General features: G+C 68.9%; 10 protein-coding genes. 4 read left to right on the forward strand and 6 right to left on the reverse strand.

What is annotated here, in order from left to right; genetic code table 11:
* Window positions 1–74: 74 nt before the first annotated feature.
* A complete protein-coding gene (locus MZV50_RS26055; protein ID WP_252632260.1) occupies window positions 75–1,343 on the forward strand; it encodes a cytochrome P450 in 1,269 nt (422 codons plus the stop codon).
* A gap of 163 nt (window positions 1,344–1,506) precedes the next feature.
* Here MZV50_RS26055 and MZV50_RS26060 read toward each other — a convergent pair whose 3' ends face one another.
* The 3 genes from MZV50_RS26060 to murJ form a co-directional block, all read right to left on the reverse strand.
* Entirely contained in the window at window positions 1,507–1,998 is a 492-nt protein-coding gene (locus MZV50_RS26060; protein ID WP_252632261.1) for a universal stress protein, read from the reverse strand.
* Between the two features lie 44 nt (window positions 1,999–2,042).
* Window positions 2,043–3,077 (reverse strand): tryptophan--tRNA ligase, encoded by a 1,035-nt coding sequence (gene trpS, locus MZV50_RS26065; protein WP_252632262.1) that lies wholly within the window; start codon window positions 3,075–3,077, stop codon window positions 2,043–2,045.
* Between the two features lie 164 nt (window positions 3,078–3,241).
* On the reverse strand, window positions 3,242–4,879 hold the full coding sequence (gene murJ, locus MZV50_RS26070) for a murein biosynthesis integral membrane protein MurJ (RefSeq protein WP_252632263.1): 1,638 nt from the start codon (window positions 4,877–4,879) through the stop codon (window positions 3,242–3,244).
* A gap of 115 nt (window positions 4,880–4,994) precedes the next feature.
* Here murJ and MZV50_RS26075 point away from each other — a divergent pair, with 115 nt between their 5' ends.
* Window positions 4,995–5,345, forward strand: a complete 351-nt coding sequence (locus tag MZV50_RS26075; protein ID WP_252632264.1) for an ArsR/SmtB family transcription factor — start codon at window positions 4,995–4,997, stop codon at window positions 5,343–5,345.
* A complete protein-coding gene (locus MZV50_RS26080) occupies window positions 5,338–5,829 on the forward strand; it encodes an SRPBCC family protein (RefSeq protein WP_252632265.1) in 492 nt (163 codons plus the stop codon). The genes MZV50_RS26075 and MZV50_RS26080 overlap by 8 nt, the downstream gene beginning before the upstream one ends.
* Before the next feature lie 23 nt (window positions 5,830–5,852).
* Here MZV50_RS26080 and MZV50_RS26085 read toward each other — a convergent pair whose 3' ends face one another.
* Complete coding sequence (locus MZV50_RS26085) at window positions 5,853–8,675, reverse strand: [protein-PII] uridylyltransferase (RefSeq protein WP_252632266.1); 2,823 nt, start codon at window positions 8,673–8,675, stop codon at window positions 5,853–5,855.
* A 79-nt stretch (window positions 8,676–8,754) separates the two neighbouring features.
* The gene (gene mutS, locus MZV50_RS26090) at window positions 8,755–11,460 is read right to left on the reverse strand and encodes a DNA mismatch repair protein MutS (RefSeq protein ID WP_252632267.1); all 2,706 of its coding nucleotides are present in this window, start codon (window positions 11,458–11,460) and stop codon (window positions 8,755–8,757) included.
* A 129-nt stretch (window positions 11,461–11,589) separates the two neighbouring features.
* On the opposite strand from mutS, the gene MZV50_RS26095 reads away from it, so the two are divergent.
* Window positions 11,590–11,835 (forward strand): hypothetical protein, encoded by a 246-nt coding sequence (locus MZV50_RS26095; RefSeq protein ID WP_252632268.1) that lies wholly within the window; start codon window positions 11,590–11,592, stop codon window positions 11,833–11,835.
* Here the strand turns inward: MZV50_RS26095 and dnaJ are convergent.
* Window positions 11,832–12,986, reverse strand: coding sequence for a molecular chaperone DnaJ (dnaJ, locus tag MZV50_RS26100; RefSeq protein ID WP_252632269.1), 1,155 nt, complete (start codon window positions 12,984–12,986; stop codon window positions 11,832–11,834). The two genes, MZV50_RS26095 and dnaJ, sit on opposite strands and share 4 nt — an antisense overlap.
* Between the last annotated feature and the right edge of the window lie 140 nt (window positions 12,987–13,126).

A 13,126-nucleotide genomic window follows, 5' to 3' on the forward strand; every position in this document is an offset into this window, starting at 1 on the left:
CATTTTAAAAGTGACACAGGCGTCATTTTCTGGCGGTATGGCGATATAACACTGGTCCGCGGGAGGATCTGACGATGAGCGACGGTTCGGTTGACCTCAAGGAAGCGGCGCGCGCGCAGGCCTACGCCATGCCGCTAGACGAGATCCATGTCGCCAATCCGGCCCTGTTCCAGGCCGACGCCATGTGGCCGTACTTCGAGCGACTGCGGAAGGAGGATCCCGTCCACTTCTCGCAGGGGGACGAGGAAACCGGCCCCTACTGGTCGATCACCCGCTACAACGACATCATGACCGTCGACACGACCCACCAGGTCTTCTCGTCGGACGCCCACCTGGGCGGCATCACGATCCGTAACTTCGACGAGGACTTCGTCCTGCCGATGTTCATCGCCATGGACCAGCCCAAGCACGACATCCAGCGCAAGACAGTCAGCCCGATCGTCTCGCCGCAGAACCTGGGCCGGCTGGAAGGCGTCATCCGCGAGCGGGTCTGCCAGATCCTGGACACCCTGCCGATCGACGAGCCGTTCGACTGGGTCGACAAGGTGTCGATCGAACTGACCACCCAGATGCTGGCCACCCTGTTCGACTTCCCCTGGGAAGAGCGCCGCAAGCTGACCCGCTGGTCCGACGTCGCCACGGCCTCGCCCGAGAGCGGCATCGTCGAGAGCGAGGACGCCCGCCGCGCCGAACTGCTGGAGTGTCTGGCCTATTTCACCAACCTCTGGAACGAGCGGGTCAACCAGACCGAACCCGGTAACGACCTGATCTCGATGCTGGCCCATGGCGAGGCCACCCGCGACATGCCGCCGATGGAGTATCTGGGCAACGTCATCCTGCTGATCGTCGGCGGCAATGACACGACCCGCAACTCGTTGACCGGCGGCCTCTACGCCCTGTCGAAGAACCCGGCCGAAGAAGCCAAGCTGCGCGCCGATCCCAGCCTGATCCCGAACATGGTCTCGGAGATCATCCGCTGGCAGACCCCTCTGGCCCACATGCGCCGCACGGCGCTGGAGGACTTCGAGCTCTCCGGCAAGACCATCAAGAAGGGCGACAAGGTCGTCATGTGGTACGTCTCGGGCAACCGCGACGACACGGTGATTGAGGACGCCGACGCCTTCATCATCGACCGGCCCCAGGCCCGCCGCCACCTGTCGTTCGGCTTCGGCATCCACCGCTGCGTCGGCAATCGCCTGGCCGAGATGCAGCTGAAGATCCTCTGGGAAGAAGTGCTCAAGCGCTTCCCCCGGATCGAGGTCCTGGAAGAGCCCAAGCGCGTCTACTCGACCTTCGTGAAGGGCTACGAGCGGATGATGGTGCGGATCCCGGAGCGGATCTGATCCCCTCTCCCCTTGCGGGAGAGGGTGGCCCGCGCAGCGGGTCGGGTGAGGGGTTGAAGAAAGAAGCCGCCGCGACAGCCTGACCGCCGTCGCGGCGGTTTTCGTCTGTGCGACCCCTCATCCGGCGCTCCGCGCCACCTTCTCCCTCAAGGGGAGAAGGAAACTAGGCCAGCTCTTCGATCTCAGCATCCGTGAGATCCCCCGGCACCACCGTCACCGGCAGCTTCCGCCCCGAGAACCCGACGCCCTCCTTGGCGATGGCCGAGATCAGCGGGCCCGGACCGCGGCCCGCCGTCGAGGTCGCCAGGATCAGGATCTTGATGCTGGGATCGGCCGCCACCACCGCTTTCAATGCCGCGCGGGTGCTGTCGGCGTGCTTGATGATGAATTCGGGCGGCAGGCCGGTCTCGGCTACGACCTGGGCGGCTAGGCTCTGCAGGAGAGCCTCGGCCTCCTCGCGCTCCTGGCGCTCGATCTCCTCGCGCACGCCGCTCCAGTGTTCGAACTGGGCGGGCGCGATGACCTTCAACAGCGCCACGTGGCCGCCGGTCGAGCGGGCGCGGCGACAGGCGTATTTGAGGGCGGCCGAGAATTCCGGGGTGTCGTCGGCGACCACCAGGAACTTGCGGCGGCTAGAAGGCGCGGCGTCTGTCATCGCCTGACAAGACGCCGCTTCAGAACCAACCTCAAGCCCAGTTTCTAGGCGCCCCAGAAGCCGACCAGCTTCTTGACCTCGGCCAGGGTCGGAGCAGCGGCCTCGCGGGCCTTTTCCGCGCCCTTGGCCAGGATGGCGTCCAGCACCGCAGGATCGCCCAGCAGACCACGCATGCGCTCGCCGACCGGGGCCAGCTTCTCGACCGCCAGCTCGGCCAGGGCCGGCTTGAACGTTCCGAAGCCCTTGCCGGCGTATTCGGCCAGCACCTCGGCCTTCGAGCGCCCGGACAGGGCCGCGAAGATCCCCACCAGGTTGTCGGCCTCGGCGCGAGCGGCCAGCTCTTCCAGGGTCTCGGGCAGCGGTTCCGGGTCGGTGCGGGCCTTCTTGACCTTGGCGGCGATGTCGTCGGCCGTGTCGGTCAGGTTGATGCGCGAATAGTCCGAGGGATCGGACTTGCTCATCTTGGCCGAACCGTCGCGCAGGCTCATCACCCGTGCCCCCGGGCCCTGGATCAGCGGATCGGGCTGCGGAAAGAAGCCGGGCGCGTTGAAGTCGTGATTGAACTTCTGGGCGATGTCTCGGGTCAGCTCCAGGTGCTGCTTCTGGTCCTCGCCGACCGGCACGTGGGTGGCCTTGTAGACCAGGATGTCGGCCGCCTGCAGCACCGGATAGGTGTAGAGGCCCACCGAGCTCCGCTCCTTGTGCTTGCCGCTCTTCTCCTTGAACTGGGTCATGCGGTCGAGCCAGCCGAGGCGGGCCACGCACTGGAAGATCCAGGCCAGTTCGGCGTGCTCGCGCACCGCCGACTGCGGGAAGATCGTCGCCTTGTCCGGGTCCAGGCCCGAAGCGATGTAGGCGGCCGCGATCTCGCGGGTCTGCTGGGCCAGGGCGGCCGGATCCTGCCAGACGGTGATGGCGTGCAGGTCGGCCACGAAGATGAAGGTGTCGATCTCGTGCTGCAGGCGAGCGAACTTCACCAGCGCGCCCAGATAGTTGCCCAGGTGCAGGGCGCCGGAGGGCTGGACGCCCGAGAGCACGCGGGCGGGGCCCGTGTAGGTGACGGGGGCTTGGTCGGTCATGGGTTCAGCCTTGGCTGTAGAATTTCAAGAGATTGGCGGGCGCGGAAGGGCGCGAACCGCATCGCGGAGATGCGGTGATCAGGGTCAGTTAGAGCCGCGCCATCGCGACGCGAGGAGACCGATCGGAGCCATGGCCCGCTGGTTATCCCTCCCCGCGACACGGATCAAGCCTTGCCCCGCTTGAGCGCCGCCCTCAGCTCGGCCGGCTTGACCCCGCCGAACAGGAACAGCAGCGGCGGATAGACCGCGACGCCGGCCAGGCAGGTCAGGGCCAGGGCGAATTCCTTGGCGCCGATCGCGTGGCCCGTCAGGCCCAGGCTCCGCAGCGGCGCCTCGATCAGGTCGCGATAGTGCGAGGCGGCGGCCATCAACAGGCCCATGCCCAGGCTGGCGACCAGGATCCGGGCCAGGCGCGACCAGGTCTGACCGGTCGGACCGTATTCCTTCTTGGCGGACAGCGCCCAGGCCATCTGGCCGACATTGATCCACGAGGCGATCGCGGTGGCGGCCGCGATGCCCTTGACCCCGACCAGCTGGAACAGGGCGACGCCGAAGACGATGTTCACCGCGACCGAGATCAGGGCGAAGCGCATCGGGCTCTTGGTGTCGCCGCGCGCGAAGAAGGCCCGCGAATACAGCTGCTGCAGCACGAAGGCTGGGGTGCCCAGGCCATAGAAGAACAGCGCCGCCGCCGTCTGGCTGGCGTCGAAGGCGGTGAACTGGCCGCGCGTGTAGAGACCGTCCGACAGGAAGCCCGGCATGGCCACCAGGGCCGCGGCGGCCGGCAGGGTCAGGGCCATGGCCAGGGTCACGCCCTGGTCCATGGCGCTCTGGGCGTCCTCGCGGTCGCCCGAGTGCACGGCGCGCGACAGGCGCGGCAACAGGGCGACCCCGATCGCCACGCCCACCAGGCCCAGCGGCAGCTGGTACAGGCGGTCGGCGGTGGCCAGCCAGGTGCGGCCGCCGGGGACGTGGCTGGCCAGGTTGCCCGAGATGAAGATGTTGACCTGGGTGGCGCTGGCCGCCAGGGCGCCGGGGATGGCCTTGCCGATCAGCTCTCGCACCTCCGGCGTCAGGCGCGGCAGCCGCCAGTGGACCTTGGCCCCCGACTTGTTGACGCCCCAGGTCAGCAGGGCCGCCTGGGCCACGCCCGCCACGACCACGCCGATCGAGCCCCAGGTCGCCGCGCCCACCGCCGAGCTCTGGGGCAGGATGAAGGCCAGGGTGAAGATGTTCAGCAGGATCGGCGCCCCGGCCGACAGGATGAAGCGGTCGCGGGCGTTCAGCACGCCCGACAGGTGGGCGACGATGGCCATGCACGGCAGGTACGGCATGGTGATCTGGGTCAGCAGCACCGCCAGCTTGTACTTCTCGGTGCCCCAGCCAAAGCCCGGGCTGATCAGCATCATCAGCCACGGCATGGCCAGCTGGCAGACGACGGTGATGACGATGGTCGAGGCCGCAAGGGTGGCCATGGCGTCCGCCGCCAGGATGTCGGCCTTCTCCTCGCCGTCGCGCTGCAGCGACTTGGCGTAGGCCGGCACGAAGGCGGCTGCGAAGGCCCCCTCGGCGAAGAACCGACGGAACAGGTTCGGGAAGGCCAGGGCGGCGTTGTAGGCGTCGGCCGCCGGCGTGGCGCTGGCCCCCATCCGGTACGAGACCGCCAGGTCCCGCGCGAAGCCCATGAACCGGCTGACCAGGGTCAGGCCGGAATAGATGGCGGACGACTTGAGCAGGCCCCCGCCCTTCTTGGGCGCAGGCGTGATGTCTTCGGCGGGAGCGGGGGGGACGGCGTCGGTCACTCGCGGCTTCTGAGGTCTCGGCGGGGAAGCGTCAAGGGCGGCGTCGAACACCCCTCCCCTCGCCGGACGACGCCCCCTTGCGGGAGACCGCTCGGCGCGCTAAACACTGAACTAGATGGTTCAGTTTATGACAGCCCGCCTCGACGCCTCCTTCGCCGCGCTCTCGGACGCCACGCGACGCGGCGTGCTTGAGCAGCTCGGCCGAGGTGACGCCTCGATCACCGAGCTCGCCGGCCGCTTCGACATGACCCTGACAGGGATGAAGAAGCACGTCGGCGTCCTGGAACAGGCGGGCCTGGTCACCACCGAGAAGGTCGGTCGCGTGCGGACCTGCAGGCTCGGCCAGCGCGGCTTCCAAGAGGAAATCGCCTGGATCGAGGAGCGCCACCGAATCTGGAGCATGCGCTTCGACGCGCTGGACGAGGTCATCGAGGCCTTGAAGCGAAGGGAGAAAGCCGATGGGTGAACGCGTGAGTGACGGCCGCACGACGGTCGAACGGACCTCCGATCGCGAACTGGTCGTGACGAGGATCTTCAACGGCCCGGTCCGGATGGTATTCGACGCCTGGACCAAGGCCGAGCTGTTCCAACTGTGGTGGGCCCCGAAGTCCAGCGGCGTGCCGATGCTGTCCTGCGAGATGGATGTGCGCACCGGCGGCGGCTATCGCGTCGTCTTCGGGAAGGACGCCGACAATTCCATGGCCTTCTACGGCAAGTACCTGGAGGTGACGCCGCCGTCGCGGCTCGTCTGGACCAATGACGAAGGCGAAGAGGGCGCCGTCACCACGGTGACCTTCGAAAACGAAGGCGACGACAGGACGCTGCTGGTCCTGCAGGAGCTCTATCCCTCCAAGGAAGCGCTCGACGAGTCCTTCGTCGGGATGGAAGACGCGATGCCCGAGCAGTTCGCGCAGCTGGACGACCTGCTCGCCACCCTGGGCGCGAGGTAGCGCCGCCCCGCCGGGCGCGGACCCTAGCGCGCCACGCTGGCGCGCGCCCGGCGCAAGCCCGCGCGCGCCGCCGGGGCGGTGGCCTCGTTCTGCTCCAGCGCCGCCAGCAGGTCGGCCTTCAGGGCGTTGACCTTGCGGGTCTCGGTGACCTTTCCGCCCTGCGAGGTCTGGACGTAGAAGGCGTCGACGGCCCGCTCGCCATAGCCGTCGATATGGGCCGACTGGATCGAAAGGCCGCTCTCGGCGAGGGTCTTGGCCAGGGCGTGCAGCAGGCCCGGCCGATCACGGCCCGAGGCCTCAACCACCGTGGCGTCGTTGGAGGCCTCGTTGTCGACCACCACGGTCGGGGCGATCGCGAAGGCGGCGGCGCGCGACTGCTCGGCGCCCCGGCGCGGCTCGACCGCCAGGGTCTCGCCTCGGCCGGCGGCCTCCAGCGCGTCGGCCAGGCGGCGCAGAGCCCGGGGATTCTCGCAGCCCAGCGGCGCGCCGGTCACGTCCTGCACATAGAACACGTCCAGAGCCTGGCCCTGGCGGGAGGTGAAGACCCGCGCCCCGACGACATTGCCGCCCAGCGACGAGATGGCCAGGGCCAGATCGGCGAACAGGCCGCGCCGGTCCTTGGCCGCGACGACGATCTCGGCGGCGTTCTGGCCCGAGCGCACCCGCCCCTCGGCGGCGGCCCCGCCCTGGATGGCCGCGCGGCGCGCCAGGGCGGCGTGCTCGAACAGGTCCTCCTGGCTGAAGGCGCTGAAATAGGCGTTTTCCATCGCGGTCGCCCAGCCCATGGCGGCCGGATCGGTCTCCAGCAGCGCCGCGCGGGCGGCCTCGGCGGCGCTCTCCTGGTGGCGCAGGACGTTGGCCGCGGCGTCGCTGCCGCGCCCGCCCCGGAACACCGCCTCGGTGGCGTTGTAGAGCTCGCGCAGCAGCTGGCCCTTCCAGCCGTTCCAGACCCCCGGCCCGACGGCGCGGATGTCGGCGACGGTGATGACCAGCAGCAGGCGCAGGCGTTCGGGGTTCTCGACGATCCGCGCGAAGGCCGCCACGGTGCCGGGATCGGAAACGTCGCGCTTCTGGGCGAAGTCGCTCATGACCAGATGGTTCTCGACCAGCCAGGCGACCAGCTCGACCTTGGTGCGCTCGACGCCCAGGCGCTCGCAGGCGCTGCGGGCGCTACGGGCCCCCGCCTTCTCCTGGCCGCCCACCCCGCCCTTGCCGGTGTCGTGCAGCAGCATGGCCAGGAAAAGCGCTTCGCGGTCCTCGATCAGGGGCATGATCGAAACCGACAGCGGATGATCCTCCACCAGCCGCCCGGCGGCCATGTCGCCGATCACGCCGACGGCCCGCAGGGTGTGCTCGTCCACCGTGTACGAGTGGTACATGTTGAACTGCATCTGGGCCACGACCCGGCCGAACTCCGGCACGAAGCGGCCCAGAACCCCGGCGTCGTTCATCAGGGTCAGGGTGCGATAGCTGCGCTTGCCGCGCGCCAGCAGGTCCAGGAACGCCCGGCAGGCGTCCGGATGGCGACGCACGCGCGAGGTGATCAGCGACAGCGACCGCGTCACCGCCGTGAAAGCGTCGGGATGCAGATCAAGGTCACGCTCGTCGGCGATCTTGAACAGGCGGATCAGGTTGACCGGATCGGCCTCGAAGATCTCCTGGCCGGCGATGTTCAGGCGGCCGTTGTCCTCGAAGAAGCCTTCGACCTCCAGCGCCTTGCGCTTGGGTCGTCCGCCGGGAAGGAACCGCGAGATGCCCTTGGGCTCGTTCTTGAAGTGCTCGGCTTCCAGCTTGGCCGAGAAGGCGCGGGTCAGGGCCCCGACCTCCTTGGCGATCAGGAAGTAGCGGCGCATGAACCGCTCGACCGCCGGCGCGTCGCCCCGGTCGCCATAGCCCATGCGGCGGGCGATCTCGGGCTGCAGGTCGAAGGTCAGCCGCTCTTCCGGCCGGCCCGTCGTGAAGTGCAGGTGGGCGCGCACGGCGTGCAGGAAATCGAAGGCGCGGATGAAGGCCTTGGTCTCGCGGCTGGAGAACACCTCCATCTTGAAGACGTCCTCGGGCCGGTCGACTGGGTGCAGATATTCGGCGATCCACATCAGGGTGTGCAGGTCGCGCAAGCCGCCCTTGCCCTCCTTGACGTTGGGCTCGACCATGTAGCGGCTGGCCCCAGCGCGAGCCTGGCGGTCGTCGCGCTCCTTCAGCTTGGCGGCGACGAACTGGGCGCCCGTGCCCTTCATGACGTCGTCGCGGAAGCGCTTCTTCAGGTCATCGGCCAGGCGCTCGTCGCCGGTCAGGCGACGGGCCTCCAGGATCGAGGTGCGGATCGTGTAGTCTTCCTTCGAGAGGCGCACGCACTCCTCGATGGTCCGCGAGGCGTGGCCGACCTTGAAGCCCAGATCCCACAGCGCATACAGCATGAACTCGATCACGCTCTCGGCGTGCGGCGTCTGCTTGTAGGGCCGCAGGAACAAGAGATCGATGTCCGAGAACGGCGCCAGGGTGCCGCGCCCATAGCCGCCGACGGCCAGCAGGCACAGGCGCTCGCCCTCGGTCGGGTTGCGGGCCCGGAAGACGTGGACCGTCGTGAAGTCATAGAGGGCGGTGATCACCTCGTCGGTGACGCCGCTGATCAGGCGAGCGGTCTCGACGCCGCTGGCCCCGTTCTCCAGCCGCTCTTTGGCGATCATCCGGCCGCGAAACAGCGCCTGCTTGAGGATCTCGATGGCGCGGGCGCGCTGCTCGGCCTCGTTGCCGATGGAATCCAGGGCGGCGGCCGAAAGGCGCGCTCTGAGCGCGTGACCGTCGACGACGTGTTCCAGGCGGGTGGGGCGAAGGCGACGGGGCATGTTGACTATATGGGTACCACAGCGTGACAGCGAAAAGTGGAAGCCGGTTTTCGCGACCGTCACGCTGCCACTAATGACTCTAGGTCTTCAGCAGACCCTTAAGACGATAGAGTGCTTCCAGGGCCTCGCGCGGGCTCATGCCGTCAACGTCGAGGTCGCTCAGCGTGTCCTCGACGACGCTGGGCGCCGCTTTGGCGGGCGCCGGAGCCGCCGCCTGGCTGACGGCGAACAGCGGCAGGTCGTCCAGCTTGGCCGGCGACTGGTCCTTGCTCTCCAGGCGATCCAGAACCTCGCGGGCGCGGTGGACGACCGGACCGGGCACCCCAGCCAGCTTGGCCACCTGCACGCCGTACGAGCGGTCGGCCGGGCCGGGCGCGGCCTCGTGCAGGAAGACGAGGTCGCCGTTCCACTCCTTGGCCCGCAGGGAGAGGTTAGAGACGAAACTCATCCGCTCCTCCAGGGTCGCCAGCTCATGATAGTGCGTGGCGAACAGGGCGCGGCTCTTGTTGGTGTCGTGCAGGGCCTCGGCGCAGGCCCAGGCGATGGCCAGGCCGTCATAGGTGGCCGTGCCCCGGCCGATCTCGTCCAGGATGACCAGGCTGCGTGGGCCGGCCTGGGTCAGGATGGCGGCCGTCTCGACCATCTCCATCATGAAGGTCGAGCGGCCCCGGGCCAGATCATCGCCAGCCCCGACGCGGCTGAACAGGCGATCGACCACGCCCAGGCGGAAGCTGGCGGCAGGCACATAGCAGCCCGACTGCGCCAGGATCGCCAGCAGGGCGTTCTGGCGCAGGAAGGTCGACTTACCGGCCATGTTCGGGCCGGTGACGATCGACAGCCGCGCGCCGGTCTCGCCGGACGCATCCAGGCAGCAATCGTTGGGGGTATAGGGATCGCCGGCGCGCTTGACGGCGGCTTCGACCACCGGGTGGCGGGCGCCCTTGGCGTCGAAGGCGTAGGAGGCGTCGACGATCGGCCGCACCGCGCCGGCGTCCTCGGCCCATTCGGCCAGCGCCGAAGCGACGTCCAGGCGGGCCAGGGCCTCGGCCGCGATCTGGATGGCGTCGGCCAGCATGCGGGCCTGTTCGCGCCAGTCCTCGAAGGCGGCGACCTCCATGGCCAGGGCCCGCTCGGCGGCCTGGGCGATGCGGGCGTCCAGGTCGGCCAGCTCGACCGTAGTGAAGCGCACCTGGTTGGCCAGGGTCTGGCGGTGGATGAAGGTGGCGTTCAGCGGCGGCTGGAACAGTGGGTCAGCCTTGCCGGCCGTGGCCTCGACGAAATAGCCCAATACACCGTTGTGGCGAATCTTCAGCGGCACGCCGCTCTCGGCGGTCAGCTGGGCCTCCAGGGCGACGATGATCTTGCGGCTGTCGTCGCGCAAGCCCCGGGCCTGGTCCAGCTCCGGACGGATCCCGGCGGCGACGAAGCCGCCGTCGCGGGCCAGGGCCGGCAGGTCGGGGCCCAGGCCCTGCTCCAGGATGTTCAGATATTGCGACAGGCCCTCGTGAAGCGACGGGGTCAGGGCCTTGAAGGCGTGCTCGAGTTCGAACGGCGGCGGCGACAGCGGATCGGGCGAGCCGCCCGCCATGCCGGCCAGGCGCTCGCCGACTTTCAGGGTGTCGCGCAGGCAGCCCAGATCGCGCGGCCCGCCCCGGCCGAGGGCCAGACGGGACAGCGCGCGGGCCATGTCGCCGGCGCCCTTCAGCACCTCGCGCAGGCGCTGGCGCAGCTGGCGATGCTCGACGAACCACTCGACGGCGTCCAGGCGCTGGTCGATGGCGGCCACGTCCAGCAGTGGCCGCGCCAGACGCGAGGCCAGCATCCGCGCGCCGCCGGCCGTCACCGTGCGGTCGATGCAGGCCAGAAGCGAGCCATTACGGTCGCCGGTCTGGGTGCGGTCGATCTCCAGGCTGCCGCGCGTGGCCGGGTCGATGGCCATGACGTCGGCGTCGGCGGCCCGTCGGGGCGCGCGCAGGGCCGGCAGCTTGCCGGCCTGGGTCATCTCCAGGTGGGCGGCGATCAGGCCCAGGGCCCCGATCTCGGCCGGGGTCAGCCCGCCGAAGCCGTCCAGGGTGTCGACGCCGTAGAGGCGCTTCACCCGTTGCTCGGAGGCCTGCGGTTCGGACAGCGCCGAGGGCATCGGCTGCACCAGCCCGCCGCAGATCTTCAGGGTCTGGGAGAGGCTGTCATCCGACAGCAAGCGGTCGGCGACCAGGGTCTCGGACGGCGCCAGGGCCGCCAGGATCGGCGCGACGGCCTCCTTGGCGAGCGCAAAAACCTCGACCTCGCCGGTCGACAGCTCGACCGAGGCCACTGCGGCCTGGCCCGCGCGCACGGCCACGGCGGCGAGGCGATTGGCGCCGCGCGCGTCCAGCAGGCCGTCCTCGGTCAGGGTGCCCGGCGTCACGACGCGGACGATGTCGCGGCGAACGACCGACTTGGAGCCGCGCTTCTTGGCCTCGGCCGGGTCTTCCATCTGCTCGCAGACGGCGACCTTGAAGCCCATGCGGATCAGCTTGGAGAGATAGGCCTCGGCCGCGTGCTGCGGCACGCCCGCCATCGGGATCGGCTGGCCGGCATGGGTGCCCCGGAACGTCTGGCTGATGCCCAGGGCTGCAGCGGCCTTGTAGGCGTCCTCGAAGAACAGCTCGTAGAAGTCGCCCATGCGGAAGAAGATCAACGCATCGGGCTGCCGCGCCTTCATCTCGAAGAACTGCTGCATCACCGGCGTCGCGCCGGTGGGATCGAGCTGAGCGGCCGGGGTCGGCGTCGTGTGCGCGTTCATGACGCGCGAAAGTACAGAGCGTCGCGCCTCGCGTTAAGAGTCGGCGTTAAGGAAATCGGGGGATGAAGCGCCTAAATCCGGGGCTTTCACCCGCTTGACCCGCGCCGACGACCGGCTGAGCCTGTTCGCATGACGGAAGCCCAGCGCCCCAAACCGCCGCCGCCGAAGACCGAGAAGCCAAAGGCGACGTTGGTGGACATTCCAGGCGTCTTTACGGTCAGCATCGAACGCGTGGAAACCGTATCGCTGCCCAGACCCAAACCGGCGCCGGGACACTACGCGCCTGGCGCACTTGCGTTGGTCGCCTTGATCTCGGCGATCCTGCTGCTTGGACTGTTCCTTGGCTTAGGACGGCGGAAACGACGGAAGCCCTAGCTCCCCGTGACCTCTTCCCAGAAGCGCTTGGCCTTGCCGACGAAGTTGGCGGACTTGGGATTCTGCTTCTCGCCGCACAGGCCCGCCAGTTCGCGCATCAGTTCCTTCTGACGGGCGGACAGGTGGGTCGGGGTCTCGACGAAGAGCTCGACCACCAGGTCGCCGCGCTGGCGGCTGCGCAGGGACGGCATGCCCTTGCCCTTGAGGCGGACGGTCTTACCGGTCTGGGCGCCTTCCGGCACCGAGACACTGATCTTGCACTGGCCGTCGCAGGTCTCGCCGCCCAGCAGGCAGGGAGCCTCGATCTCGCCGCCCAGGGCGGCCGTGGTCATCGGCACCGGCACGGTGCACAGCAGGTCGAGACCGTCGCGCTCGAACAGCTCGTGCGGGGTCACCGACAGGAAGATGTAGAGGTCGCCGCGCGGACCGCCGCGCGCGCCCGCGTCGCCCTCGCCCGCCAGACGGATGCGGGCGCCGTCGTCGACGCCGGCCGGGATGCGAACCGACAGGATGCGCTCGCGGCGCACCTGGCCGTGGCCGTTGCAGTTCTGGCAGGGATCCAGCACCAGGCGGCCGGAGCCGCCGCAGCGCGGGCAGCCGCGCTCGACCGCGAAGAAGCCTTGCGTCGCCCGGACGCGGCCGGCGCCGCCGCAGGTGCCGCAGACGGTGGGGTTGGTGCCGGGCTTGGCGCCCGAGCCCTCGCAGACCTCGCAGGTCATGGCGGCGGGCACCTTGATCTCGACCTCGGCGCCGGCATAGGCCTGCTCGAGAGAGATCTCCAGGTCGTAGCGCAGGTCCTGGCCGCGCTGGGGACCGTTCGACTGGCGGCGACCGCCGCCGAACATCTCGCCGAAGACGTCCCCGAACACATCATTGAAGATATCGCTGGCGTCGAAGCCCTGCTGGCCACCGAAACCGCCCGCGCCGCCGCCGTTGACGCCGGCATGGCCAAAGCGGTCATAGGCCGCGCGCTTCTGCGGATCGGAGAGGACCGAATAGGCCTCGTTGATTTCCTTGAACCGACCGGTCGCGTTCTCGCAACCGCCGTTGCGATCGGGGTGATGTTCCATCGCCAGCTTGCGGAACGCGGACTTCAGACCAGCTTCATCGATGGTCCGGGTCACGCCGAGAATTTCGTAATAGTCGCGCATCGTCAGCGTCTGGCGCCCAAAAGGCCCACGAAAGTGGCGTTGATAGGGGAAGAGGTGGGATAGCACGCGGCCCGGCGCAAGGCGTCCTCGGGCGGCGAGACAAGACGTCGCGGCCGCGGAACAGGTCTGTCGAGCATGTT

The sequence above is a fragment of the Caulobacter segnis genome (genome assembly GCF_023935105.1).
GTDB lineage: Bacteria > Pseudomonadota > Alphaproteobacteria > Caulobacterales > Caulobacteraceae > Caulobacter > Caulobacter segnis_B.